The 21,567-nt window shown below is 74.2% G+C and carries 19 protein-coding genes; 7 read left to right on the forward strand and 12 right to left on the reverse strand.

Annotated elements, in window-relative coordinates:
* Nucleotides 1-34 precede the first annotated feature (34 nt).
* Together IE106_RS15555 and IE106_RS15560 are read right to left on the reverse strand one after the other, a co-directional pair.
* Entirely contained in the window at nucleotides 35-1,126 is a 1,092-nt protein-coding gene (locus IE106_RS15555) for a MerR family transcriptional regulator (RefSeq protein WP_189534288.1), read from the reverse strand.
* 193 nt (nucleotides 1,127-1,319) lie between these two features.
* Nucleotides 1,320-1,736, reverse strand: a complete 417-nt coding sequence (locus IE106_RS15560) for a hypothetical protein (protein WP_189534290.1) — start codon at nucleotides 1,734-1,736, stop codon at nucleotides 1,320-1,322.
* A gap of 203 nt (nucleotides 1,737-1,939) precedes the next feature.
* Between IE106_RS15560 and IE106_RS15565 the strand changes: the two genes are divergently transcribed.
* Nucleotides 1,940-3,424 (forward strand): APC family permease, encoded by a 1,485-nt coding sequence (locus IE106_RS15565; RefSeq protein ID WP_189534292.1) that lies wholly within the window; start codon nucleotides 1,940-1,942, stop codon nucleotides 3,422-3,424.
* 134 nt (nucleotides 3,425-3,558) lie between these two features.
* Nucleotides 3,559-4,560, forward strand: a complete 1,002-nt coding sequence (locus IE106_RS15570; protein ID WP_189535038.1) for a hypothetical protein — start codon at nucleotides 3,559-3,561, stop codon at nucleotides 4,558-4,560.
* Between the two features lie 128 nt (nucleotides 4,561-4,688).
* Here IE106_RS15570 and IE106_RS15575 read toward each other — a convergent pair whose 3' ends face one another.
* Nucleotides 4,689-6,749: a PhoX family protein gene (locus IE106_RS15575; RefSeq protein WP_189534294.1), complete on the reverse strand. Its 2,061-nt coding sequence runs from the start codon at nucleotides 6,747-6,749 to the stop codon at nucleotides 4,689-4,691.
* Nucleotides 6,750-7,018: 269 nt separating this feature from the next.
* Between IE106_RS15575 and IE106_RS15580 the strand changes: the two genes are divergently transcribed.
* From IE106_RS15580 to IE106_RS15590, 3 genes are all read left to right on the forward strand, one after another.
* On the forward strand, nucleotides 7,019-8,788 hold the full coding sequence (locus IE106_RS15580; RefSeq protein WP_189534296.1) for a VWA domain-containing protein: 1,770 nt from the start codon (nucleotides 7,019-7,021) through the stop codon (nucleotides 8,786-8,788).
* 260 nt (nucleotides 8,789-9,048) lie between these two features.
* Nucleotides 9,049-10,668, forward strand: coding sequence for a methionine--tRNA ligase (gene metG / locus IE106_RS15585; protein ID WP_189534298.1), 1,620 nt, complete (start codon nucleotides 9,049-9,051; stop codon nucleotides 10,666-10,668).
* A gap of 258 nt (nucleotides 10,669-10,926) precedes the next feature.
* Complete coding sequence (locus IE106_RS15590; RefSeq protein ID WP_229840481.1) at nucleotides 10,927-11,928, forward strand: DMT family transporter; 1,002 nt, start codon at nucleotides 10,927-10,929, stop codon at nucleotides 11,926-11,928.
* Here IE106_RS15590 and IE106_RS15595 read toward each other — a convergent pair whose 3' ends face one another.
* Nucleotides 11,929-12,708: a L,D-transpeptidase family protein gene (locus tag IE106_RS15595; protein WP_189534301.1), complete on the reverse strand. Its 780-nt coding sequence runs from the start codon at nucleotides 12,706-12,708 to the stop codon at nucleotides 11,929-11,931.
* A gap of 338 nt (nucleotides 12,709-13,046) precedes the next feature.
* Nucleotides 13,047-14,813: an aspartate--tRNA ligase gene (aspS, locus tag IE106_RS15600; RefSeq protein WP_189534303.1), complete on the reverse strand. Its 1,767-nt coding sequence runs from the start codon at nucleotides 14,811-14,813 to the stop codon at nucleotides 13,047-13,049.
* Nucleotides 14,814-14,941: 128 nt separating this feature from the next.
* On the opposite strand from aspS, the gene IE106_RS15605 reads away from it, so the two are divergent.
* Nucleotides 14,942-17,038 carry a SpoIIE family protein phosphatase gene (locus IE106_RS15605; RefSeq protein ID WP_189534305.1) on the forward strand — a complete coding sequence of 699 codons (2,097 nt, stop codon included), beginning with the start codon at nucleotides 14,942-14,944 and terminating at the stop codon, nucleotides 17,036-17,038.
* Here IE106_RS15605 and IE106_RS15610 read toward each other — a convergent pair.
* The 6 genes from IE106_RS15610 to IE106_RS15635 form a co-directional block, all read right to left on the reverse strand.
* Nucleotides 17,008-18,066, reverse strand: a complete 1,059-nt coding sequence (locus IE106_RS15610; RefSeq protein ID WP_189534307.1) for an AI-2E family transporter — start codon at nucleotides 18,064-18,066, stop codon at nucleotides 17,008-17,010. The genes IE106_RS15605 and IE106_RS15610 overlap by 31 nt on opposite strands.
* Nucleotides 18,067-18,142: 76 nt before the next feature.
* The gene (locus IE106_RS15615; protein WP_189534309.1) at nucleotides 18,143-18,943 is read right to left on the reverse strand and encodes a pirin family protein; all 801 of its coding nucleotides are present in this window, start codon (nucleotides 18,941-18,943) and stop codon (nucleotides 18,143-18,145) included.
* A gap of 110 nt (nucleotides 18,944-19,053) precedes the next feature.
* Nucleotides 19,054-19,458 carry a hypothetical protein gene (locus IE106_RS15620; protein WP_189534311.1) on the reverse strand — a complete coding sequence of 135 codons (405 nt, stop codon included), beginning with the start codon at nucleotides 19,456-19,458 and terminating at the stop codon, nucleotides 19,054-19,056.
* A gap of 71 nt (nucleotides 19,459-19,529) precedes the next feature.
* Complete coding sequence (locus IE106_RS15625; RefSeq protein WP_189534313.1) at nucleotides 19,530-19,745, reverse strand: hypothetical protein; 216 nt, start codon at nucleotides 19,743-19,745, stop codon at nucleotides 19,530-19,532.
* A gap of 87 nt (nucleotides 19,746-19,832) precedes the next feature.
* The gene (locus IE106_RS15630; protein ID WP_189534315.1) at nucleotides 19,833-20,285 is read right to left on the reverse strand and encodes an SseB family protein; all 453 of its coding nucleotides are present in this window, start codon (nucleotides 20,283-20,285) and stop codon (nucleotides 19,833-19,835) included.
* A gap of 70 nt (nucleotides 20,286-20,355) precedes the next feature.
* Nucleotides 20,356-20,682 (reverse strand): hypothetical protein, encoded by a 327-nt coding sequence (locus IE106_RS15635; RefSeq protein ID WP_189534317.1) that lies wholly within the window; start codon nucleotides 20,680-20,682, stop codon nucleotides 20,356-20,358.
* A 39-nt stretch (nucleotides 20,683-20,721) separates the two neighbouring features.
* Here IE106_RS15635 and IE106_RS15640 point away from each other — a divergent pair, with 39 nt between their 5' ends.
* Nucleotides 20,722-21,384, forward strand: coding sequence for an SMI1/KNR4 family protein (locus tag IE106_RS15640; RefSeq protein WP_189534319.1), 663 nt, complete (start codon nucleotides 20,722-20,724; stop codon nucleotides 21,382-21,384).
* Nucleotides 21,385-21,387: 3 nt separating this feature from the next.
* Here IE106_RS15640 and IE106_RS15645 read toward each other — a convergent pair whose 3' ends face one another.
* Nucleotides 21,388-21,567, reverse strand: a complete 180-nt coding sequence (locus IE106_RS15645; RefSeq protein ID WP_373295946.1) for a DUF397 domain-containing protein — start codon at nucleotides 21,565-21,567, stop codon at nucleotides 21,388-21,390.

Below are 21,567 nucleotides of genomic sequence, written 5' to 3' on the forward strand. Positions count from 1 at the left end.
CCGCCCCCCGGCGGCCGGCAGTGCGGCGGTCCGGTCAGCGGGTGGTGCGGGGGACCACGTGAGCCGTGGCGCAGGTGGTGTTGTCGGGGGCCCCCGCGGCGTGCGCGCGGGCCAGGAGCCCCGTCGCGGCCGCCCGCGGGGTGGGGGCCGCGGACAGGACCTCGTGGATCTCCGTCTCCGGGACCACCGCCGTCAGGCCGTCCGAGCACAGCAGGTACCGGTCGCCCGCCCGCGCCTCGTGCAGCCGCACCTCCGGGTGCCGTCCGGACTCCTCCGCGCCGTCCAGCGCGCGCAGCAGCAGGGCGCGCTGCGGGTGGGAGGCGGCCTCCTCCGGGGTGAGGCGCCCCTCGTCGACCATGGCCTGCACCACGGTGTGGTCGTGCGTGACGCGGAACAGCCGGCCGTCCCGGAGCAGGTACGCACGCGTGTCCCCGACGTGGACCAGCGCGAGGCGCGAACCGGTCCACAGCATCGCGGTCAGGGTCGTACCGGACTCCTCGTGGCCGCGCACCGCCTCGTTCGCGCGGACGACGGCGTCCTCCAGGGCGTTCAGCAGGTCCCCGGCCCGCCCGGCCGGCAGGTCATCCAGGGGGCGCAGGGCTTCGACAGCGGCGGCCCCGGCGCCGGCGCCGGACGTGCCGTACCCGTCGGCGACGGCGAGCAGCCGCTCACCGGCGTACGCGGCGTCCTGGTTGGTCTCCCGGACCAGGCCGCGGTCCGTGACGGCGGCGTACCGGATGGTCAGTTCCGTTGCGGTGGTCATCGTCGTGTCCGTTTCCGCCGGGTTCCCCGACAAGTGGTCCACGAGGAAGGAGGCCAGGTCGCGGCGGGCCGCCGTGTCGGCTTCGACGCGGGCCCAGTGGGCGCGGACCTCCCGTGCCGCCCCGGCCGCGTCCGACGCGTCGTACAGGTCGCACACCGCGCCGATGCGCGCCAGCGGCATCCCGATCCGCCGTAGCCACGCCACCAGTCGCGCCCGTTCCAGCTGGTCCTGCGCGTAGTAGCGGTAACCGTTGGACGGGTCGACGCGGACCGGCCGCAGCAGGCCCAGCTCGTCGTAGCGGCGCAGCGCCTTCGCGGACAGCCGGGAGGCGCGCGCGAACGCGCCGATGGTCAGCAGTCCCACGATCCGTCTCCTCCCCCGCCGGGCTCCCCGCCCGGCGCGCACCACGTTCCGGCTTCCCGCACGGGGAAGGTCAAGCGGCCGCCCCGGGCCGCCCGCGGTCGTGCGGCCGCGCCGAAGGCCACCGCGGGCGCCGCCGGCCGGCCCGGTGCCCGGACGGCGTCCGCCGGGCGGGGCGCGGGTGGGGCGGCGGGGTTCACTCGTGCGGGTAGAAGACGTGGAACGCCGCGCAGAAGACGGCCGCGCCGACGATCAGGCCCAGGACGGCGCTGCCGAGGAGGGTGCCGCCGGACACGCTGTGCAGGAAGCCGATCGCGATCCCGCCCAGCGCCCCGTACGCGGGGCCCCGCGCCTCCCTCGGCAGGGCGTGCCGCGCCCGGACCAGGGTGTGGCAGAGCGCGCCGAGGACCAGGCCGGAGACGAGCCCGAAGACGACGTGGCCCCACGTGGTCGGGCCGTCGCCGCGGACGAGGAAGCCCGCGTACAGGGCGTACACGAGGGCGAGGGCCGCGGGGAGCGCCCGGCCGAGGGCGGTGCCGCGGCGGGCGGCGGCGGTGCCCGCGCGGGGGCGGGTGCCGCGGCGGTGCCGGGCCGGGGCTGTGTGGGCGCCCATGGCTGCTCCTTCCGACGGGCCTGCCGGCGGTCGTCCTCCCAGGGCACACCCGTCGGGGTGAACCGGCAAGTGGATGAGCTCCGTGGCCGATTGCCGCCGTGAACGCAATGCACGTAACACGCATCGGACCGCCGCGTTCCGGAGGCGGGATTACGATGCGGCTGTCCCTGCGCCATTTCCCCTGCCAGTCAAGGACGTTCGGCATGCGCAACACTTCCGGCAGAGGGCTCCGACCCGATGCGCTGGGCACGTTCGACACCGTCCTCATGGCGGTCGCGGGCAGTGCCCCGGCCTACTCGCTGGCCGCGACGACCGCCGTGCTCGTCGGGGCCGTCGGGTTCGCCGCCCCCGCCGCGCTGCTGTACTGCGCGCTGCCCATGCTGGGCATCGTGCTGGCCTACGGGAGGCTCGGGCGGCTCGACGTGAACGCGGGCGCCGCGTACTCGTGGGTGGGGCGGACCCTGCACCCGTTCCTCGGCTTCCTGTGCGGGTGGGCGCTGGTCGTGTCGGCGACGCTGTTCATGGTGGCGGGGTCGCTGCCGGCGGGGTCGCTGACGCTGGCCCTGTTCGACCCGGAGCTGGCGGAGGGCACCTGGCCGGCGACGGCGGTCGGGGCGGCCTGGTTCACGGTGATGCTGCTGGTGGTGCTGGGCGGGGTCCGGCTGTCCGTACGGGCGCAGCTGGTCGTCTCCGGCGTCGAGCTGGTGCTCCTCCTGCTGTTCGTGCTGGGCGCGGTGGTGCGGGGCGGCGCGGCGGCCGCGTTCGACTGGTCGTGGCTGGGGTTCGGCCACTTCGACGGGGTGTCGGGCTTCGCGTCGGGCGCGCTGATCGCGGCGTTCTACTACTGGGGCTGGGACGTCACCGGCAACCTCAGCGAGGAGACGCGCGACGGCCGGCGCACGGCGGGGCTGTCGGCGCTCGTCGGGGTGGGGGTGGTGTTCCTGCTGTTCGAGGCGTTCACCATCGCGGTCAACGTCGTCCTGACGACGGAGCAGATCACCGCGCGGGGCGACGCCGACACCCTCGCTCTGCTCGGTGACGCCGTCTGGCCGGGAATCGGCGGGAAACTGCTGGTCGTGGCGGTGATGCTGTCGACCGTTGCGACGCTGGAGACGACGCTGATCCAGGTGACGCGGACGCTGTTCGCGATGGGCCGGGACCGTACGGTGCCGGCCGCGTTCGGACGGGTGCACCGCCGCTGGAACACCCCGTGGGTGGCCGTCGCCGTCGTCGGCGGGGTCGCGCTGGCGCTGTTCGTCGCGTCGAACGCGCTCGGCTCGGTCGGTGACGTCCTGTCCGGCGCGGTCGGCGCGATGGGCCTGCAGATCGCGTTCTACTACGGCCTCGCCGGGCTCGCCGCCGTCGTCGCCTACCGCCGCCTGTTGCTGTCGTCGGTGCGGGACTTCCTGCTGGGCGGGGTGTGGCCGATGGCCGGGGCGGCGTTCATGTTGTGGATCTTCTACGAGTCGCTGGCGGAACTGTCCACCGCGTCGCTCGTCGTCGGCCTCGGAGGGCTCGCGACCGGTCTCATTCCGATGATCTGGTACTGGCGGCGGGGTAGTTCGTACTACCGTCCGGCGAAGCTGGACGCGGTACGGGCACTGGCGGTGGAGACGGACGTGCCGTACGGCGACGCACCGCGGCAGCACCGGCCGGCCGCCGACGAGACCCTGGCGACCGACTTCTGACCACGCGACCGACCACGCGATCGGGGGGAGAAGGCATGGCCGCACGCCACCGCGCCACCGGAGGGGAACGCCCGGACCGGACCGGCGCCGGGAAGCCACGGCACGGGCGCACCACGAGACGCGCCGGGGGGCTCATGGGCCGCGCGGGCCGCGCGGGCCGCTCCACGCGCGAGGACCGCTCCGCCCCCGAGCCGGACCCGTACTTCGGGGACGAGGCGCTCGGCGACGTACGCCACGACATCGCCATCGGCCGCTGGCAGGGCGTGCGGGACCTGCTGCGGGAGACCGGGGACGACTGGCCGCGGCGCACCCACCGCGTCCGGATCCTCGCCCACGCGGCGGCCGGCACGTCGGCCGTCGAGAGCTGGCGGGCCGCCGAGCCCGACAACCCGGACGCGGCGGTGCTGCGGGCCGCGACCGAGGTGGTGCGGGTCTTCGACGCGGCGATCGCGGCGGGCCGCGGCGGCGCCGTGGACCGGGCCCGGCTCGACTCCACGGTCCTGGCCTGCCTGTCCGCGGCGGACGCCCGGCCCGCGGACCCGATGCCGTGGGTGTCGCTGCTGACGGTGGCCCGGCTGTACGAGGGCGGGGTGAGCCGGGCGGAGCTGCGCCGCTGGTGGGACGAGCTGCGCCGGCGCGACCCGCACAACACGGAGGGCCACGTGCAGCTGCTGCGCTACTGGTCGGCGCGGTGGCACGGCACGCACGGCTCGATGTACGACTTCGCACGCGACGCGGCCGGCGCGGCGCCGCCCGGCTGCCCGCTGCCGGTGCTGGTGCAGATCGCCCGCGTCGAGGAGTACCGGTACGTGGTGGACGGGGCGCTGGGGCGGGGCCGGGGGCCCGCCTCGGTGCGGGGCTTCGACCAGCACTGGAAGCACGAGCTGGCGGTGACGGAGGTGCGGCGCACCTGGGACCGCTGGATCGGCGACCGCGCCCCGGGGCCGGTCCGGCCGGAGGAGGTGGAGCTGCTGAACTACCTGACCCACGCGGCGTGCTACGCGGGGCGGCTGGAGGTGGCGGACGACCTGTTCCGGCTGCTGGGGGCGCGGGTGTCGCGGGTGCCGTGGTCGTACACGGGGGATCCCGCGGAGCAGTTCACGAGGTGGCGCGCACAGGCCCGCGCCACCCCGTGAAGCCCCGCTGCCGGGCCGGTCCGGCTGCCGTGCGGGTCCGGCCCGGGGTCTCGCCGCGGGGGAGGGCGCCCGGCTCCGCGGGGGCGCCCTCCCGGCCGCCGCCGGTCGGCGGCGGCCGGGCGTCGCGGTCAGACGCCGATCGGGCGGCCGTCCTCGCGGTAGACGGCGACGACGGACGGGCGGACCAGCTTGCCCGGGCCGTCGGGCCACGACGAGGCCGGCTTCTCGACGGACGCGCCGTCGACCTCGCCCGGGTGCTGCACGGCGACGAGCACCCGGCGGTTCTGGATGACCGGCCCGCACGTCTCGGCGCCCACCGGGACGGTCAGGAACTGCTTCAGCTCACCGCGCCGCTCGCCGTGGGTGGCCACGCCGAACAGCCCGTCGTGGGTGCCGAGCGCGTTGCCGTCCGTGGAGATCCACAGGTTGCCGTACGCGTCGAAGGCGACGTTGTCCGGGCAGGAGATCGGCGACACGCTCTCCTTCGGGTACCCGGCGTAGTACGTGGACGGGTCGTCCGGGTCGCCCGCGACGAGGAACAGCCGCCACGCGAAGCCGTCCGCCGCCGGGTCGTCCCAGTGCTCGGCCAGCTCCAGGATCTGGCCGTGCTTGTTCTTCGCGCGCGGGTTCGCCTCGTCGACGCCGGGCTTGCCGGTCGTGCCGCGCTGCGAGTTGTTCGTCAGGGCGACGTACACGCGGCCCGTGCGGGGCGACGGCTCGACGTCCTCGGGGCGGTCCATCTTGGTGGCCCCCACCTTGTCCGCGGCGAGGCGCGTGAAGACGTACACCTCGTCGGCGGTCATGCCGGGGACGTGCGACACGTCGCCCGTGGCCAGCGGGATCCACACGCCGGAACCGTCGAACTCGCCGTCGCCCGGGAGCCTGCCGGTGCCGTCGAACTCGGCGGCGGGCGAGTCGCCGGTCAGCTTCGCGACGTACAGGGTGCCCTCGTCGAGGAGGGTCAGGTTGTGCTCGCGGGCGGCGCGCGAGTTCCCCTTCATCATCCGCTTGGAGGAGACGAACTTGTAGAAGTAGTCGAACCGCTCGTCGTCGCCCATGTACACGACCGGGCGGCCGTCGTCGGTGAGCCGGGGCTGCGCGGCCTCGTGCTTGAACCGGCCGAGCGCGGTGCGCTTGCGGGGCGTGGAGTCGGGGTCGTACGGGTCGAGTTCGACGACCCAACCGAAGCGGTGCGACTCGTTGGGCTCCTGCTTGGCGTCGAAGCGCTTGTCGAACCGCTCCCACTTGCGCTCGGTGGCGCCGGAGCCGAGGCCGTAGCGCTTGTCGGTGGCGGTGGAGCCGTTCGCGAAGTACTGGTTGAAGTTCTCCTCGCCGTGGAGGGTGGTGCCCCACGGGGTGGTGCCGCCGGCGCAGTTGTTGAGCGTGCCGAGGACCTTGCGGCCCGACGGGTCGGCGGAGGTCTTCAGCAGGTCGCTGCCGGCGGCGGGGCCGGTCAGCTCGAACACGCTGGTCGCGGTGAGGCGGCGGTTGAGCGGGTGCCGGGTGACCGGGGTGAGCCGGCCGGTGCGGTGCTCCTCCTGCACGACGACGACGGACAGGCCGTGCGCGGCCCAGGCGATCTCGACCTGCTCGCGGGTCGGGTTCTCCGGGTCGTACCCGCGGAACATCAGGACCTCGTCGGTGTACTCGTGGTTCGCGACGAGGATCTGGCGGCCCGGCTCGCCCCGCAGGGGCAGGAGGGAGAGGAAGTCGTTGTTGTAGCCGAACTGCCCGGCCTGCGCCTTGGCGGACTGCCGGTCCGGGTCGAAGGCGGGCGCGCCGCGCAGGATCGGCTCGCCCCAGCGGATGACGACGTTCTGGGCGTAGCCGCGCGGGACGGTGACCTCGTCGGCGGTGTTCGGCGCGACGGGCGTGAAGCGCAGGCCGCGCGCCCCCGAGGACGCGCCGGGGCGGCGCGCCGCCGCCTGCGCGGCCGTCGCGGCCTGGGCCTCCGGGGCGCCCGCGCCGAGGACGGAGCCGCCCGCGGCGGTGGCGACGGTCACCACGGCGGCGGCGCGCATCACCGAACGGCGGGAGAGGGCACTGGCGATGACGTCGCCGGCGTACTCGTTGTCGCTGGTGTTGGGCACCTCGTGGAAGCAGGCGTCGCCGCAGCGGTAACGGCAGGTCAGGGCGGATCGGCCGCCGGCATGCGGGGTTCCGGTGAGCAGCGGCAGCAGCTTGCGCACGGTGTTCCTCCTTCGGCGCGCACCGCGCCGACGTGGTGTCGTGTTCGTCCGGCGGCGACGTTAGGCGGGTCCCTGACCAGGGCGGCGGCGTGGAAGTGAACGTGCGGTGAATGGGGTGCGTCGGGGGCGGTCTTGACGCCAATGGACGGCACCTGTACACGCCACTCCGGGCGGCTAACCTTACGTGTCCGCCCTGGCCAGGGATGATTCCTAGGTATTCCCAGCAGTACGGACATATACGGCACCCAATATGCGAAAGGCCATGGCCCATGGGCATTCGGAGCTTGCTGCGCAAGGTGTTCGGACGCGACCGCGACGCGGAGCGCGACGAGTCGACAGCCACTCCCTCCGTCCCGCCCCAGGCGGAACGCACGGTGCCCCAGGAGGAACCGCCGACGGCGGTCCCGTCCCAGGCGGAACGCCAGGACCCGACCCCGGAGGAGGTCGCGGCGGAACTGGTGGCCGCCTCCTTCGACAACCCGAAGCCCACGATCCCGGCGGCCCGGGCCGACTCGTCGGAGACTCCGGCCGCTTCCGGTTCCCCGGCAGACGACGCCGCTGAGGCCCCGGCGGCCCCGGCGGCCGACGCCCCGGAGCCGGCCGCCGAGCCCTCCGAACCGCCCGCCGACGCCCCGGAGCCGGCCGCCGCCGTGGAGCCGGCCCCGCAGGAGCCCGAGGCCACCGGCTCCGACACGCCCGGTACGGACACCGCCGCCGAGCCCGAGGCCGAGGTGGCGCCGGCGGCCACGGCCCCGGCGGACGAGCCCGCTGCGGACGCCGTCGAGACGACCGAGGCGACCGAGGCGGCGGCGGATGAGGTGACGGTGACCGAACCCGCCGCCGACACCGCGCCGCGGGAAGCCGAAGCCGAGCCCGAGGCCGAAACCGAGGTCAAGGCCGAGGCCGAGGTCCAGCCCGAGGTCGAGACCGAGGACAAGGCCGAGCTCGAAGCCGAGGCCGACACCGAGCCCGTGGCCGAGACCGAGCCCGTGGCCGAGACCGAGCCCGTAGCCGAGACCGAGCCCGTAGCCGAGACCTCCTCCGACACGGACGGTACGGACACCGTCGACGAGCCGGCGGAGACCACCGCCGAGGCGACCGAGCCCGCCGCCACCGACGCGCCGCAGGAGCACGAGGCCGACACCGAGCCCGAGCCCGAGGCCAAGGCCGACACCGAGTCCGAGGCCACCACCGAGGCGCCGCAGGAGCCCGAGACCGAGGCCAAGGCAGAGGCAGAGTCCGGGGCCAAGGCCGACACCGCACCCGAGGCAGAGGCAGAACCCGAGCCCGAGGCAGAACCCGAGCCCTCCGCCCCCGCCGCCTCCGCCTCGCAGGAGGCCGCGGACGGCGAGGAGCCGGCGGCCGGGAGCGGGGAGCCCGCCGTGGCGTTGCGTCGGGTCAAGGCCGCCGCGCCCGAGGGCGTCGTCGAGGCGTACAAGGCCGCCGGTGCCGCGCTGCGCAAGCGGGGCATCGCCGGGACGCGGGCCGTGGTGTACCTGGTGCTCGACCGGTCCGGTTCCATGCGCCCGTACTACAAGGACGGCAGCGCCCAGCACCTCGGCGAGCAGGCGCTCGCGCTCGCCGCGCACCTCGACGAGGACGCGACCGTGCCCGTCGTGTTCTTCTCGACCGAGGTGGACGGCACCGGCGACCTCACCCTCGACAACGCCGAGGGCCGGATCGACGCCCTGCACGAGGGCCTGGGCCGCATGGGCCGCACCAACTACGACCGCGCCGTCCACGCGGTCCTCGACCACCACGGGAAGGCCGACCCGGACCGCCCGGCCCTGGTGATCTTCCAGACGGACGGCGCCCCCGAGTCGAGGACCGCCGCCACGGAGGCCCTCGCCCAGGCCGCGGCGACCGGGCGGCCGGTGTTCTGGCAGTTCGTCGCGTTCGGCGAGGAGGACGGCAAGGCGTTCGACTACCTGCGCAAGCTGGACGTCGACAACGCGGCCTTCTTCCACGCCGGCCCCACCCCCCGGGAAGTCCCGCACGCCCGCTTCTACCGCGAGCTCCTCGCCTCCTGGCCGGCCTGAGGCACCGCCGCCGGTACGGGGGCCGGGTCGACCGCCACGACCAGGCCCCCGCCGGGCCCGGCCCGTACCGTCCCGCCGTGCGCCTCCGCGACGGCCACGCGCACCGCCGCCTCCCCGGCCCCGCTTCCCACGGCACCCGTCCACCCGCCGCCGTGCTCCCGCGACCTCTCCGGGCGGCCCCCGGCTCCGGCGTGGTCAGGGCGGTGAGCGGCGGTGAACGGAGGTGAGGACCGCTTCGCCCGACCGATAGGATTTCGACCATGGCGGCCACTGGATCCGAGAAGCAGGGGGACGAAGGCGTGAAGGCCTTCTACGTATCGACCCCCATCTACTACGTCAACGACGCTCCTCACCTGGGCCACGCCTACACGACCGTCGCAGGCGACGTGCTCACGCGCTGGCACCGTCAGCGCGGCGAGAAGGTGTGGTACCTCACCGGCACGGACGAGCACGGTCAGAAGATCATGCGCACGGCCGACGCGAACGGGGTCACCCCGCAGGAGTGGTGCGACAAGCTCGTCGAGGAGGCGTGGAAGCCCCTCTGGGAGCACCTGGACATCGCCAACGACGACTTCATCCGCACCACGGAGAAGCGGCACACGGACCGCGTCCAGGAGTTCGTGCAGGACCTGTACGACAAGGGCGAGGTCTACAAGGGCGGCTACGAGGGCCCGTACTGCGTGGGCTGCGAGGAGTACAAGCTCCCCGGCGACCTGATCGAGGACGAGCAGGGCGCGAAGCTCTGCCCGGTCCACAAGAGGCCGGTGGAGATCCTCAAGGAGGAGAACTACTTCTTCAAGCTCTCCGCGTACGGCCCGAAGCTCCTGGAGTTCTACGAGGCGAACCCGGGCTTCATCCAGCCCGAGTCGGCCCGCAACGAGGTCGTGAACTTCGTCAAGCAGGGCCTCCAGGACCTGTCGATCTCCCGTTCCACGTTCGACTGGGGCATCCCGATCCCGTGGGACGACAAGCACGTCATCTACGTGTGGGTCGACGCCCTCCTGAACTACGCGACGGCCGTCGGCTACGGCTCCGACCAGGCCAAGTTCGAGTCGACGTTCCCCGCGAACGTGCACCTGGTCGGCAAGGACATCCTGCGCTTCCACGCGGTGATCTGGCCCGCGATGCTGATGGCGCAGGGCCTGCCCCTGCCGGGGAAGGTCGCCGCGAACGGCTGGCTGATGGTCGGCGGCGAGAAGATGTCGAAGTCGAACCTGACCGGCATCAAGCCGCAGGACCTGACCTCGCACTTCGGCGTGGACGCCTACCGCTGGTACTTCCTGCGGGCGATCGCGTTCGGCAGCGACGGCTCGTTCTCGTGGGAGGACTTCACCGCCCGCTACACCTCCGAGCTGGCCAACGACTACGGCAACCTCGCCTCGCGCGTCGCGGCGATGGTCGGCAAGTACTTCGACGGCGCCCTGCCGGAGGCCACGGCCGCCGGCGACGCCGAGCAGGCGGTCCGGGACGGCCTGGCGGAGGCGGTCGCGGAGGCCGACCGGAAGATCGGCGAGGAGCTGGACTTCCAGGGCGGCATCCTGGCGGTCTTCGACTTCGTGAAGCAGGTCAACGGCTACATCACGGAGCAGGAGCCCTGGAAGGTCGCGAAGGACACCTCGGACGAGGGCCGCGCGCGCCTGGCGACGATCCTGTACACGGCGGCCGAGTCGCTCCGCGCGGTGGCAGTCCTGCTGAACCCGATCATGCCGGAGACGTCCCGGAAGCTGTGGGACTCCCTCGGCGCGGAGCCCGCCCTGGGCGCCCTCGCCGACCAGCCGCTCACCGAGGCCGGCCGGTGGGGCCAGCTCACGCCCGGCGTGACGGTGACGAAGGGCGCGGTCCTGTTCCCGCGCCTGGAGGAGCCCAAGAAGGACGCCTGACGGCACCCCGCGAGGACCGCCGCCCCGCCGTGGGGCGGCGGTCCCGTGCGTCCGGCGGCCCTCCGGCCCCGGCCGCCCCGCGTGTGACCGCCCGGCGGACCACCCGGCGCCGGTCCGGACGGGCCCCGCCCGCTCCCGGCCGGGGTGGGTCCGCCCGGTACTGTCCGGGCGTGGCCGTCCGGTGCCTGCCCGGTGACGACGAGGTCCCGGTCCGATCCCCGCGCGCCCGCGCGCCCGTACCGCCGCCGAGGAGCCCCCGTGCCCGCTGCCGTCGCCCGCCGGGCCTGGCTGACCGATCTGCCCGTACTGCTGGTCGCCGTGGTGTGGGGGTCCAGTTACCTGGCCGCCAAGGGGATCACCACCACCGGGACCGTGGTCGCCGTGCTGGTGCTGCGGTTCGCGGTCGTGGTGCCCGTGCTGGTCGTCGCCGGGTGGCGGAGGCTGCGGGCGATGAACCGGGCGCAGGTGCGGGGCGCCGGGGTCCTGGGGGCGATCCTCGCGGGGATCTTCCTCCTGGAGACGTACGGCCTGGTCCACACCTCCGCGACCAACGCCGGGCTGATCATCAGCCTCACCATGATCCTCACCCCGGTCGCGGAGAGCCGGCTGCGCCGGACCCGGCTGTCCGGGGCGTTCACGGCGGCGGCCGGGATGTCGGTGCTGGGGGTGGTGCTGCTGACGCAGGGCACCGGCTTCAGCGCCCCGTCCGGCGGGGACCTGCTGATGCTGGCCGCCGCCGTGGCCCGCACGGTGCACGTGCTGGCGATGGCGCGGATGGAGTCGGTGCGGGGCGCGGACTCCCTGTCGCTGACGACCGTCCAGCTGGGCGGGGCGGTCCTGGTGTTCGCGGCGCTGGCGGCGGCGGGGGCCGGCGGGGACGGTACGCCGTGGGCGGTGGCCTCCGGCTTCGGGGCGGGCGAGTGGCTGGGTCTGCTGTACCTGTCGGTGTTCTGCACGCTGTTCGCGTTCTTCGTCCAGATGTGGGCCGTACGGCGCACCTCCCCGTCGCGGGTGAGCCTCCTGCTCGGTACGGAGCCGGTGTGGGCGGCCGTGCTGGGCATCGTGCTGGCGGGCGACCGGCCGGGGTGGCCGGGGCTCGTGGGCGTCGCGCTGGTCCTGTGCGGTACGGCGTGGGGGCGTGCCGCCGCCGACCGGGACCAGGAGCGGGTCGCGGACCGGGTCCCGGGGCGGGCGGCGGCCGGCGGGGGTGCCGGGTCCGGTGGCCCGGTCGGCGAACCGGGCCGGGCGCCGGTGTCCTGATCAGCGGCCCAGGCTCCGCACGTCGCCCATCACCACCACCGGCCGGTGCGCCGGGTCCAGCCACCTCAGCAGCTCCCGCATGTGGGCGCGGGTCAGCGACACGCAGCCCTGGGTGGGCCCGTCGTGGTCGACGTGGATCCAGATGCCGCCGCCGCGCTCCTCGCCGAGCGGGCGGGTCCAGTCCAGGGGCGTCGTGCCGGGGACGCGGTTGTAGTTGATGGCGACGACGTAGTCGAACGACCCCTCCAGCGGTTCGCCCAGGGAGCCGCTGCCGGTGGCGGTGAAGCCGGTGTCCTGGTCGTAGGGGAGCTTCGCGCCCGGGTCCGGGAGGAGGCCGCCCGCGTCGGTGAGGCCGAAGACGCCGATCGGGGAGCGCAGGTCGCCCTGGACGTGGTGGTCGGTCCAGCCCCGCACGCCGTTGTGCACGGGCCACGGCTGGGACGCGGCGGTCCAGCCGGTGCCGGGGCGGCGTTCGTACAGGGTGACCGTGCCGGTGTTCACGTCCCGGCCGTGGCCCTGGACGACGACGGCCTGGCGGCTGTCGTCCGGGACCGCGGCGCGGGTGGCGGGGCCGAGGCCGGGGATCTCGGCGGGCGCGGCGGGCGGCCCGGGCGCGGCGGGCGGGGCGGCGTGGCCCGCTCGGCTCCGGGCGGCCGCCGCGCCGGCCGACGCCCGGTCGCGGTCGCCGCCGGACCCGCCGGCGGCGCAGGCGGTCAGCGGCAGGAACGCGAACAGCAGCGTCGCGGCGAGGAGGCGGCGGGAGCGTCGCAGGACGGGCATGTCGGGCCTTTCGACGGGGCGGCTTCGGGGGTCCGGGGGGTCTCCCCCTTCACAGGTCCCACGGCGAGCCCCACCCGGAACGCCCCCACCCGCAGGACGCCCCCGTACGCACGCCCCCACCCGGCCGACGCCTGCCCCGGTCGCCCCGGCCGACACCTGTCCCGGCCCGGCACCCGCCTGTCCCGGCCCGACATCCCGCCTGGCCCGGGTCGTCCCGCCCCGCGCCCGGCGGCCCCGGCCCACGGGCGACCCCGCCCCGCGGCGGACAACCCCGCGGCGGGTACGGGAAAGGCCCCGGGACCGTGGGGTCCCGGGGCCTTCGCCGGCCTGGGCCGTGCCTACTTGTCGGACACCGGCTTGCGCAGCGCGATGTTCAGCTCCCGCAGGCGCGTCTCGTCCAGCTCCGTCGGGGCGCCCATCATCAGGTCCTGGGCGTTGCCGTTGAGCGGGAACGCGATGGTCTCGCGGATGTTCGGCTCGTCGGCCAGCAGCATGACGATGCGGTCGACGCCCGGGGCGATGCCGCCGTGCGGAGGGGCGCCGAAGCGGAACGCGCGGAGCATGCCCGCGAACTCCTGCTCGACGGTCTCCCGGTCGTACCCGGCGATCTCGAACGCCTTGATCATGATCTCCGGCTCGTGGTTCCGGATCGCGCCGGAGGACAGCTCGACGCCGTTGCAGACGATGTCGTACTGCCAGGCGAGGATGTCGAGCGGGTCCTTCTCCTCCAGGTCCTTCATGCCGCCCTGCGGCATCGAGAAGGGGTTGTGCGAGAAGTCGATCTTCCCGGTCTCCTCGTCCTTCTCGTACATCGGGAAGTCGACGATCCAGCAGAAGCGGAAGACGTTCTCCTCGAAGTGGCCGGCGCGCTTGGCGGCCTCGACGCGCACGGCGCCCATGATCTTGGAGACCTCGTCGAAGTCGCCGGCGCCGAAGAACACGGCGTGGCCGGGCTTCAGGCCGAGGCGGTCGACGAGCGTCTTGACGTCGTCCTCGGTGAGGAACTTCGCGATCGGGCCGCTGAGCGCCATGTCCTCGCCGACGCGGATCCAGGCGAGGCCCTTCGCGCCGTGCTCGACGGCGAAGTCGCCCATCGAGTCGAAGAACTTGCGCGGCTGGTCCTGCACGGCCGGGACCGGCAGGGCGCGGACGTGCTTGCCGGCGAACGCCTTGAACCCGGAGTCCGCGAAGACGTCCGTGAGGTCGACGAGCTCCAGCCGGGCGCGCAGGTCCGGCTTGTCGGAGCCGTACTTCAGCATCGCCTCGCGGAACGGGATCCGCGGGAACGGCGACGTGACGTGGCGGCCGCCGCCGAACTCCTCGAACAGCTCGGTCATGAGCTTCTCGATCGGCTGGAAGACGTCCTCCTGCTCGACGAAGGACATCTCCACGTCGAGCTGGTAGAACTCGCCCGGCGAGCGGTCGGCGCGGGCGTCCTCGTCGCGGAAGCAGGGCGCGATCTGGAAGTAGCGGTCGAAGCCGGAGACCATCAGCAGCTGCTTGAACTGCTGCGGCGCCTGCGGCAGCGCGTAGAACTTGCCCGGGTTGAGGCGGGAGGGCACGACGAAGTCGCGGGCGCCCTCGGGGGAGGTCGCGGTGAGGATCGGCGTGGCCATCTCGTTGAAGCCGAGGGCGACCATCTTCTGCCGGATCGCGGAGATCACGGCCGTGCGCAGCATGATGTTGCGGTGCATGCGCTCGCGGCGCAGGTCGAGGAAGCGGTACTCCAGGCGGCGCTCCTCGTTGACGCCGTCGTCCGTGTTGATGGTGAACGGCAGCGGCCCGGCGGCGCCCAGCACCTCGACCGCGGAGACCTCGACCTCGACCTCGCCGGTCGGCAGGTCCGCGTTGACGTTCTCGGCGCCGCGCGAGACGACCTTGCCGTCCACGCGGACGACGGACTCCTTGGTCTGCTTGTCGAGGGCCTCGTACGCGGCGGTGCCGGGACGGGCGACGAGCTGCGTGATCCCGTAGTGGTCGCGCAGATCGATGAAGAGGATGCCGCCCAGGTCGCGCCGATTGTGCAGCCAGCCGCTCAGCCGGACGTCGGTGCCGACGTCAGAAGCGCGGAGCTCGCCGCAGGTGTGGGACCTGTACCGATGCATCGTGGTTCATCCAGTCTTCGCGGATCGGGGTCTGTGTTTCACGTGAAACACAGACCAGGGTACCGGGCGACCGGTTCCGGGCCTTCGCACAGTGGCGTCGCTTCGGCCCGGCTCCATAAAGTGGGGCAATGCGCACCGAGGACGTCCTGGCCGCGATCCTGACCGGTCTGTGGCGTTGGGACAACGCGACCGGAATCGTCGAGCTCGACGCCGAGGCGGCCCGGTTGCTCGGGTTGCCCGCCGAGCCCACGGAGCTGACGGAGGGCGCCGTGCGCTCCCGTTTCCACCCGGTCGACTGGAACGAGATCGACGGCGTGGTCAACCTGGCGCTCGCGGAGGGCACCCTCGCCGAGTCGCGCCTGCGGGTGATGGACGAGGGCGGCCGGGTGATCCGCACCGTGCGGTCGCGGGCGAAGCCGACGGTCGACGACTCGGGCCTCCATCTGGTCGGCACCCTGCAGGAGGTCGCGGAGCCGGACCCGGGGAGGGCCGCGCGGTCGCCGGTGACGGGCGACTGGCGGCGGTCACGGGAGGCGTTCCTGCTGGACGCGGGCCGGGCGCTGGCGGAGGCGCGGTCGACGGCGGAGGTACTGCGGGTCGCGGCGTCGCTGTCGATGCCCGGGTTCTCGCCGGACGGGCTCGCGGTGTTCGGGGTCGCGGGCGACCGGTTGACGATCATGGGCCAGCACGGGTACCGCCCCGGTGACGAGGACCCGTTCGCGGACATGCCGCTGGACACGGACTACCCGGCGGCGGAGGTCGTCCGCACCGGGCGGGCGATCTACCTGTCGACGCCGGAGGAGTACCGCAAGCGGTTCCCGGCGACGTGGCCGCTGGCGCGGCGGTTCGGCCGGGAGTCGTGGGCGTTCCTGCCGCTGGTCGTCGCGGGCCGGACGATGGGCGCGTGGCTGGCGGCCTTCACCCACCGGGTCGGGTTCTCCCCGGACGAGCGGTCGGTGCTGACCACGGTGGCGCGGATGCTGGCGCAGGCGCTGGCCCGGGCGGGGCTCGCGGAGTCGGAGCGGGAGCTGTCGCTGGGCCTGCAGCGGACGATGCTGCCGGTGCTGGGCCCGGCGATCCCCGGCATGGAGGTGGCCGCGCGGTACGTGCCGACGGGCGGCGGGCTCCAGGTGGGCGGCGACTGGTACGACATGATCCAGCTGCCCGGCGGGCGGGCCGCGTTCGTGATCGGCGACGTGCAGGGGCACGACGTGCGGGCGGCGGGGCTGATGGGCCAGCTGCGGATCGCCCTGCGCGCGTACGCCTCGGAGGGGCACCGGCCGGACGCGGTGCTGTCGCGGGCGTCGCGGTTCCTGTACGGGATCACCGAGGGCGGCGGTGGCGGCTCCGACGCCGACGGGGCGCGGTTCGCGACCTGCCTGTACCTGGAGGTCGACCCGGCGACGGGCACGCTGGACATCGCCCGCGCCGGGCACCCGGACCCGGCGGTGCTGATGGCGGACGGCACGGTGCTGCTGCGGCCGACGGACGGCGGGCTGCCGCTGGGGATCGTCCCGGACACGGACTACCCGACGACCCGGATGACGCTGGAGCCGGGCGAGACGCTGATGGTCTGCACGGACGGCCTGCTGGAGACCGGCGGGCACGACATGGAGACGGGCTGGCTGCGGGTCCGCAAGCTGCTGGAGGAGTACGACCCGCACCGCGAGTCGCTGGAGGTCCTCGCGGACTCGCTGGTGCAGGCGGTGCACGGGCCGGGTTCGCACCACACGACGGGCCCGCTCGCGGACCGCCGCGAGGACGACATCGCGGTGCTCCTGCTGTCCCGCGCGGGTGAGCCGGCCGGGCGGGCGGCCCCGCCGCGGCGCGTGGTGCTGACGATCGCGCAGGCGGAGCCGGAGCGGATCGCGGGGGCGCGGCGGCAGATGCGGGAGCTGCTGCACGACTGGGCGGACGAGGACCAGCGCGACTCGGCGGTGCTGATGGTGTCGGAGATGATCACAAACGTGCTGGTCCACACGGACGGGGACGCGCTGCTGGTGGCGGAGGCGCGCGGGGAGCACGGCGGGAGGCGGCTGCGGGTGGAGGTCGCGGACGCGAGCGACGAGCTGCCGCACCGCCGCCGGCCCGGCGAGATGGCCTCGTCGGGGCGCGGGCTGGTGCTGATGGAGATGCTGGCGCACGCGTGGGGCGTGGACCCTCGGGGCGAGGGCAAGTCCATCTGGTTCGAGCTCTACGAGGGCGGGACGCCGGCCGCCGGGTGACCGTAGTGCCGCCGTACCTCGCCGAGCACGCCGAACGCGGCGGCGGTCAGGGGCACGGCGAGCAGCATGCCGAGGACGCCGGCGACGGACGCGCCCGCAGTGAGGGTGACCATGACGACGGCCGGGTGCATCTGGACGGTGCGGCTCTGGATCAGCGGCTGGAGGACGTTGCCCTCCAGCACCTGCACGGCGAGGACGACCCCGAGCACCCACAGGGCGATGACCAGGCCCCGGTCGGCGAAGGCGACGAGCACGGCGACGGCCCCGGAGAGGAACGCGCCGAGGTAGGGGATGTAGGCGCCGACGAAGACGAGCGCCCCCAGCCCCACCGCGCCCGGGACGCGCAGCACGAGCAGTCCGGTGGTGATGAACGCGGCGTCGATCAGCGCGATCAGGGTGGTGCCGCGCATGAACCCCTCGACGGCCTCGAACGCGCGCCGCGCCATGGCCTCCACCATGTCCCCGGTGGACGCGGGCGCGAGCGAGCGCAGCGCGCCGACCGCGCGGCCGGAGTCCCGCAGGAAGAAGAAGACGAGGAACAGGGCGAGGAGCGCCATGGCGATCACCTCGCCGACGACGCTGAGTCCGCTGACCAGGCCGGACGCGGCGGTCGAGCCGAACCGGCCGAGGAGGTTCCGGGCGTTGGCGGCGATGTCGTCGAGGGAGGTGCCGGCGGCGCCGAGGGGGCCGGTCAGGTCCTGTGCGGCGCGGCGCAGGGAGACGACGATCTGGTCGCCGGTGTCGACGAGCGCGGCGCCGACGACGTAGGCGGCGCCACCGAAGACGGCGACGACGGCGGCGCAGGTCAGTGCGGCGGCGAGGGAGCGGTTGACGTGCATCGCGACGAGCCGGCGGTGGAGGGGGCCGAGCAGGGCGGTGCCGAGGAGGGCGAGGAGCACCGGGGTGACGGCGGTCCGGAAGGTGAAGCACAGCCAGACGGCGACGGCCGCGGCGCCCGTGACGAGGAGGACGACGGCGCACCAGGCGGCGAGGCGGCGGACGGGTTCGGGCAGCAGGGGCGGCGGCACGCCCCCAGCGCACCACGCGCGCGCGGGCCCCGCACGTCGGCGGGACCCGCGTGGGTGACGCTCCGTCAGGCCGGGGTCAGAGGGGCCGGCCCTCGCCCATGCCGTGGACGGCGGGGACGCGGCCGAGGCGGCCGGCCTGGAAGTCCTCGAACGCCTGGAGCAGTTCGTCGCGGGTGTTCATGACGAACGGTCCGTAGTGCGCCATGGGCTCCCGGATGGGCCGCCCGCCGAGGAGCACGACCTCCAGGTCGGGCGTGTTGCCGTCCTGCTTCTCGTCGGCCCGCACGGTGACCGATCCGCCGTCGCCGAAGACGGCGGTCTGGCCGGCGTGGACGGGCCGCCGCTCGGTGCCGACCGTGCCGCGCCCGGCGAGGACGTACGCGAGGCCGTTGAAGTCGGCGCGCCAGGGCAGCGTGACCTCGGAGCCGGGGCGCAGCGTGGCGTGGACCATGGTGATGGGCGTGTGGGTGATGCCCGGGCCCTCGTGCCCGTCCAGCTCGCCGGCGATGACGCGCAGGAGCGCGCCGCCGTCGGGGGAGGTGAGGAGCTTGACGGAGCCGCCGCGGATGTCCTGGTAGCGGGGGTCCTTCATCTTGTCCTTGGCGGGGAGGTTCACCCACAGCTGGAGGCCGTGGAAGAGGCCGCCGGAGGCGACGAGCGACTCCGGGGGCGCCTCGATGTGCAGGAGCCCCGACCCGGCGGTCATCCACTGGGTGTCGCCGTTGGTGATGGTGCCGCCACCGCCGTTGGAGTCCTGGTGGACGAAGGTGCCGTCGATCAGGTACGTGACCACGGTGAGGACCTTGCGGGCCTGGGCTCCGGTGGGAGCGGCGACACGGGGCAGGGTGAGCGGGTTCTCGACGGTGACGGCAGGCATTGCGGACCTCCGGTTGTCGGCGGGGCGGCGTACGCCCACTTTAGTTGAAGCTTGAACTTCCTGCTACCGGAACACCGCTCCGGCTTCCCCCATTCCCGGGCCGGCGCGCGTCAGCGGGACGCGGAGAGGGCCTCCCGGACGGCGCGCACCGTCTCCTCGTCCCAGGTGAGCAGGGACAGCTCGGCCTTCTCCCCGGCCCCGTCCGCCGAGGTCGCCGTGCAGGTGAGGACCGTCCCGCCGCGCCCGCCGCCGCTCACCCCGCCGACCGGGCCCGACAGCGTCACGCCCCGCGCGCCGGGCGCGTCCAGGGTGACGCCGGTCCGGCTCACGGTGAGCCGCCCGGGGTGCGTCGCCGGCCCGTGGGCCGGTACGCGGTAGCGGCAGCGCAGCGTGACCGCCTCGCCCCGCCGGAGGGCGGCGGCCCGGCGCGCCGACCGGGCCCGGTCCAGCGCCTTGCCGCCCAGCCACGGCACCAGGTCCATCAGGGCGTGCAGGGCGAATTCGAGCACCAGCATGTGATCGCTCCTCGATCGGGAAGACGGGTTCGGGTACCCGCCCGCCGCCGGGCCGCCCGGCGGCGGGCGGGTCAGCGGCTCTGCGGGGCGTCGGGCCCGGCGGCCGTGCGGAGGGCCGGCGGCCGGTCGGGCCCGGGGCCCTGGGCCCGGACGACGCACCGGTCGCGCGGGCCCCGCTTCCGTTCGGCGGGCGCGACGGCCCCACCGCCGTCCGGTCCGGCGACGGCGTACCGGCCGACCGCCGGGTCGGTCTCCTGCGCCGTCAGGAATGCGCTCGGGTGCTCCACAGGGGAACACTAGGCAGCCGCAGGAGCACGCTCCGTCCACCCTGAGGGGGATCACGACCCCCGCCGACCGGAGGGGGAGGGGGCGTCCTACCCGTACATGCGGCGCATCGCGAAGTCGACCATCTCCTCGACGGCCTTCGCGTCGAACACGATCCGGTGGTCGCCCTCCATGTCGAGGACGAAGCCGTACCCGGTCGGGAGGAGGTCCAGCACCTCGGCGCCGGTGATCACGAAGTACTTGGACTCCTTGCCGGCGTACCGGCGCAGCTGCTTCAGCGACGTGAACATCGGGATGACCGGCTGCTGCGTGTTGTGCAGCGCCAGGAAGCCCGGGTTGTCGCCGCGCGGGCAGTACACCTTCGACGTGGCGAAGATCTGCTGGAAGTCCTCGGCGGCCAGCGAGCCCGTGGTGAACGCGCGCACGGCGTCGGCGAGGGACGGCGGGGACGGCTCCGGGTACAGCGGCGGCTGCTGCCCGTACCCCTGCTGGGGCGGGGCGTACTGCTGCTGGGCGCCCGGGTTCTGCTCGTAGCCGTACATGCACGCAAGGGTACTGAGTGCGGGCCGCGCCCGTGACGGGTGCCCGGCGGTACGCGGACGCCTCCGCGGACTACAGGGCGCCCGCCACGACCAGCGCCGCCGTGGGCGTGAAGACCGCCGCCACGGCCACCGACCAGTACAGCGCGCCGCTCCCCCCGTCCCGCCGCCGCACGGACCGGTTCGCGAACCACCAGACCAGCGCGAACAACAGCACGAAGGGCCCGAACACCACGAACCACGGCCACACGCCGTCGTTCTCGGTCGGCTCCCCCTGCGTCCAACCCAGTTCCGCCAGCGGCCAGTTCGACAACAGGTACCAGACCATCCACACCGGCACGAGCCCGGGCACCCCGAGCACCAGGTTCAGCCCCGCCCCCACCACCAGCCACTTCCGCATCGGCTCAGTCTGTCAGCGGCACGCTCTAACCTCACCCGCATGAGCGCACACATCTGGGCAGGGGTACGCGAGCGGGTCCTCGCGCTGGCGAAGTCACCGGGAGCGGCGGCGGTGTTCGGCTTCCCGCACGGCGACCGCCCGCTGGAGGACCCGCTGACCGAGGCGGAGCTGGCGGACCTGGAGCGGTACTGCGGGGTGCGGCTCCCGGAGGAGTACCGGGACTTCCTGCTGCACGTGGGCGCGGGCGGCGCGGGCCCGGCGTACGGGGTGTACCCGGTGCGCCGGGGCCCGGACGGCGCGTGGGCGTGGCACGGCGACGGCGCGGACATGACGCTGCCGACGCGCCTCGCCGAGCCGTTCCCGGTGGACCGGGTGGACCCCGCCGTCCTCGACGCCCTGCTGGACGACCAGCCGGACGAGGAGGAGTACGACGACGAGGACGCGTTCGAGGCGGCGAACGACGCGTGGGAGGAGCGCATGGAGGGCGTCCTGTGGACGGACGAGATCACGGTGGGCGCCGTGTGCCTCTCCACCACGGGCTGCGCGCAACGGCAGTGGCTCGTCGTCTCCGGCCCCGAGCGCGGCGCCATGTGGGATGACCCGCGCTGCGACGACGCCGACCTGGAACCGATGGGCGTCACCTTCGCCGAGTGGTACCTGAACTGGCTGGAGGACGCGACCCGCAAGGCGGAGGCGGCGTAGGGCTCAGCCCTTCAGCGCCTCGACGAACGGCACCCAGGCACGCGCGGACACCACGACCACGCCCCCGTCCGGCACCTTGGAGTCCCGGACGGGGACGAGGCCGGGGAAGTCGTCGGCGACTTCGAGGCAGTTGCCGCCATCTCCGTTGCTGTAACTGCTGCTCCGCCAAGCGGCGGCGCTCAA

The organism is Streptomyces roseolilacinus (assembly GCF_014649335.1).
GTDB classification, from domain to species: domain Bacteria; phylum Actinomycetota; class Actinomycetes; order Streptomycetales; family Streptomycetaceae; genus Streptomyces; species Streptomyces roseolilacinus.

Coding starts and splice junctions, on each gene's coding strand:
- IE106_RS15570 (WP_189535038.1), top strand. CDS start 3,559: ATGGGCCGCGCGGGCCGCGCGGGCCGCTCCACGCGCGAGGACCGCTCC.
- IE106_RS15565 (WP_189534292.1), top strand. CDS start 1,940: ATGCGCAACACTTCCGGCAGAGGGCTCCGACCCGATGCGCTGGGCACG.
- IE106_RS15630 (WP_189534315.1), bottom strand. CDS start 20,285: ATGTACGGCTACGAGCAGAACCCGGGCGCCCAGCAGCAGTACGCCCCG.
- IE106_RS15635 (WP_189534317.1), bottom strand. CDS start 20,682: ATGCGGAAGTGGCTGGTGGTGGGGGCGGGGCTGAACCTGGTGCTCGGG.
- IE106_RS15640 (WP_189534319.1), top strand. CDS start 20,722: ATGAGCGCACACATCTGGGCAGGGGTACGCGAGCGGGTCCTCGCGCTG.
- IE106_RS15605 (WP_189534305.1), top strand. CDS start 14,942: ATGCGCACCGAGGACGTCCTGGCCGCGATCCTGACCGGTCTGTGGCGT.
- IE106_RS15615 (WP_189534309.1), bottom strand. CDS start 18,943: ATGCCTGCCGTCACCGTCGAGAACCCGCTCACCCTGCCCCGTGTCGCC.
- metG (WP_189534298.1), top strand. CDS start 9,049: ATGGCGGCCACTGGATCCGAGAAGCAGGGGGACGAAGGCGTGAAGGCC.
- IE106_RS15560 (WP_189534290.1), bottom strand. CDS start 1,736: ATGGGCGCCCACACAGCCCCGGCCCGGCACCGCCGCGGCACCCGCCCC.
- IE106_RS15620 (WP_189534311.1), bottom strand. CDS start 19,458: ATGCTGGTGCTCGAATTCGCCCTGCACGCCCTGATGGACCTGGTGCCG.
- aspS (WP_189534303.1), bottom strand. CDS start 14,813: ATGCATCGGTACAGGTCCCACACCTGCGGCGAGCTCCGCGCTTCTGAC.
- IE106_RS15580 (WP_189534296.1), top strand. CDS start 7,019: ATGGGCATTCGGAGCTTGCTGCGCAAGGTGTTCGGACGCGACCGCGAC.
- IE106_RS15595 (WP_189534301.1), bottom strand. CDS start 12,708: ATGCCCGTCCTGCGACGCTCCCGCCGCCTCCTCGCCGCGACGCTGCTG.